Genomic DNA, 3,497 nt, shown 5'->3' with positions numbered 1-3,497 from the left:
CAATTAATAATGACTTCTTATTATAAAGAACAGGATTGACTAAAAGGATTTTTTTTCTTTTTCCTCCATGAATGGAGAGGTTTTATACCTTAATTTTTAGGTAAAGTAACTACTTGAATCTCAGTCAAATACCTTGCGCCTTTTTTGCTTCTTCTAACCAACTATCAAACAATTCTTGATTATTTTCCACCCACTCTTTAGCATGACGACGGATATCTTCTGGAGAATCTTCACCATCTTTAATATATAGACTTTCAACATTCATATCCTCAGTAGGAATTTGAACTAATTCAAACCAACGTTTGGCAACTGGGTTAGCTGCTAAAAATTCTTTATTGGCAAAAATTCGCTGGCGATCAAGAGCAAATCCAAGATTTTTACCTTCTATAGTAGTATCTTTTTCTGTTAGATTTTTCTGGGATTCTGGAAGAGAGGTAAAGGGAACTTCCAACCAAATTATATCTTGATCTGGTTTTAAGACTGTAGATATCCAGTGAGGATTAAAAGCATAGTAGAGAACACTTTTTCCTTGCTTATAGCGAGTAATAACATCTGCAAGCAAAACAATATATTGTCCTCTATTGTGTTCAACTGTATCTTCTAGTCCATAAGCTTTGATTTGATGATCGATTATTTGTTCACAAAACCAACCAGGATTACAACCGACTAAATTAGCTTTACCATCGCCATCCGAATCAAATAGTTGAGCAATTTTCGGGTCTTTAAGTTGTCCAAGGTTAGTAATTTTATATTTATCGGCAGTTTTTTTATCAATCTGATACCCTTGTACTAAATTAGGAGTCAGAACTCCAACTCGCTCTAACTTTTTTTCACCTCCAGCATTATTAAAATATGCTTCGTGTGCTTTTTCACCGCTGCCGGCACTATAATCTAGGTCTCCATTAGCAACAGACAAATAAATAGCAGGATAGTCAATTTCTTTCGGTTTTTCAATCTGATAACCAAGTCTTTCAAGACCAATATTCACAATTTCTGTTTGGAAATGTTCTTCAACCCAATTACTATGGGCAGCACGAACTCTAGTTTTTTTAACAGACGAGGTTGATTGACAGGCAATTAAACCTATCAAGAAAGTTATTAAAGTTATTCTTAAGGCAAGTTGCCTCAATTTTTGTTTCATTTAAAAGTTCTCATAAACCTACAATAAAGATTATTTATCTAGACTATATCCTCAAACACTTGATTATCCAAAAACTTTNCCTATCAAGAAAGTTATTAAAGTTATTCTTAAGGCAAGTTGCCTCAATTTTTGTTTCATTTAAAAGTTCTCATAAACCTACAATAAAGATTATTTATCTAGACTATATCCTCAAACACTTGATTATCCAAAAACTTTAGAAAAGCTTAAGCATTATATATTTTTATAGGCAAAAATTCTGTACTAAATTAAAATATACCAGGGCGTTAATCGGCCAAATAAAAATTTTCAAAAGTAATCAAATTATTGCTGATGAATCAATTAACTAATCTCAAATCATTTCCATCAGTTTCGCGACGAACAATTCTCAAATTATTAACTATTGGAGCTACCACTGGTTTACTGGGTTATACTCGATTCTCGAAACCCCAACCAACAGTTTTTAACCAAGATAATCTAGATTTACCACGATATTTAAACAATTCTCAAAGTGTGGTAGTAGTTGGTGGTGGATTAGCAGGATTAGCTTGTGCTTATGAACTTAGTCAGCGAGGTTTTAGGGTTACTTTATTAGAAAAATCCCCACAACTAGGAGGAAAAATTGCTAGTTGGTCTGTTGATATAGGGGGAGAAAAGTTTATGATGGAACATGGCTTTCATGGTTTTTTCCCTCAATATTACAATTTGAATAGTTTAGTGGAAGAACTAAACATTACTGATAATTTCCAGTCTTTAGAGTTCTATTCTGTGGTATTTAAAGAAGGAAAATATCAACCAGAAGTATTTCGTCCTAGCACTTCTGCTTTTCCTTGGAATATAGTAGATTTAGGAATTTCTTCTCCTAATAGATTCAGATGGGGAATTAATTTAGCAAAGCCTAAACATTGGGAAGTTTTTCGGGCTATTGGTGGCTTTCAAGTAGAGAAAACTTATCAACAACTTGACAATTTATCGGTTGCTGAATGGGTAGAAAAAGATTTTCCCCAAGGGTTGTACGATTTGTATTTTTTGCCTTTTGCTAAATCAAGTCTTAATGCTCCAGATAAATTAAGCGTTGCGGAATTAATGCAGTTCTTTCACTTCTATTTTTTTGGTAATCCTGAAGGTTTAGCTTTTAATGGTACGAGACAAGATATGGGTACAAGTTTAGTACAACCTATTGCTAAAGAAATTGAAAGTAAGGGAGGTAAAATTTTTACTGATGTTGGTGTTAGTAAAATTAATTGGCAAGATAATAAAATTAGTTCCATTAGTTATCAGTTAGGAGAGGCTAAAAGTTTAGTTCCTTTTTGGGTAGAACGTAATTGGGAAATTAATAATAAGGAAGTTAATTATTTTGGTTCGAGCGATCGCCTCTTTGCGATTAAAGCTAATTCAGATGAGGCTATTTCTCTGACTTGTACTCATCAAGGTTGTACTGTTGAATTAGCTGAAGATGGAAATTTTTACTGTCCTTGTCATGGTGCAGTTTATGATAGAAAAGGAAAAGTATTAGCAGGTCCTGCAAAACGAAATTTATCGCGCTACAAAATTACTCAAAGTAGAGAAAGTAAAGTGCAATTAGTTGGCATAATGGAAAATAAATCAGAAATTATATCCACAGAAATTCAAGCAGATTATTATGTTTTTGCTACGGATGTTCCGGGAGTTCAGCACTTATTTAATGTGATGGAAGGAGAAGTAAATCAAAATGTAAAATCTCAGGTAGAAAAATTAAATATAGCTGACCCATTTGCAGTTTGTCGTTTTTGGTTTGACCGAGACTTTGACTGGCAACATAGCAATTTTACTTCTCTATCTGGCTATGAATTAACTGATAGTATTACTCTCTATCATCGCATTCAAGAACAATTTATTCAATGGCATGAAAAAACAGGGGGTAGTGTTGTGGAATTACACGCTTATTGTTATAAAGAAAAACAGTTTCCTACTCAGGAAAATTTACTGACAACTTTTGCACAGGAATTATATGAAATTGTACCGGAATTAAAAGATGCTAATTTGCTCCATAGAGAATTAGTAAACCAGAAAAATTTTTCCGCTTATCCTCCAGGTAGTTATCAACAACGCCCGGAAACTAATAGTGGTATTTCTAATTTAATGTTTGCTGGAGATTGGGTAAAAATGCCATTTCCTTGTGGTTTAATGGAAAGAGCTATTAGTAGTGGGTTATTAGCAGCAAATGAAATTATTAATAGAGAGGGTTTACAAAGACGAAAATTACTATCAGTAAACCCAGAAGGTATTCTTAAAATTTGATTTTAGGGAGTAGGGAGTAGGGAGTAGGGAGTAGGGGAGTAGGGGAGTATGGAGTAGGGGAGTATGGAGTAGGGGAGTA

Annotated in this window: 2 protein-coding genes; one reads left to right on the top strand and one right to left on the bottom strand. The window is 33.7% G+C overall.

Annotated elements, in window-relative coordinates:
- Positions 1-124: 124 nt before the first annotated feature.
- Positions 125-1,141 carry a glycine betaine/L-proline ABC transporter substrate-binding protein ProX gene (gene proX / locus AFK68_RS05485; RefSeq protein ID WP_094671912.1) on the bottom strand — a complete coding sequence of 339 codons (1,017 nt, stop codon included), beginning with the start codon at positions 1,139-1,141 and terminating at the stop codon, positions 125-127.
- Between the two features lie 330 nt (positions 1,142-1,471).
- Between proX and AFK68_RS05480 the strand changes: the two genes are divergently transcribed.
- Positions 1,472-3,418: an FAD-dependent oxidoreductase gene (locus tag AFK68_RS05480; RefSeq protein ID WP_094671911.1), complete on the top strand. Its 1,947-nt coding sequence runs from the start codon at positions 1,472-1,474 to the stop codon at positions 3,416-3,418.
- The last annotated feature ends 79 nt before the right edge of the window (positions 3,419-3,497 follow it).

Origin of the sequence: Hydrocoleum sp. CS-953, assembly GCF_002260545.1 — a bacterium.
Classification (GTDB): domain Bacteria; phylum Cyanobacteriota; class Cyanobacteriia; order Cyanobacteriales; family Microcoleaceae; genus Trichodesmium.
This window is presented reverse-complemented; position numbering and strand designations above follow the sequence as displayed.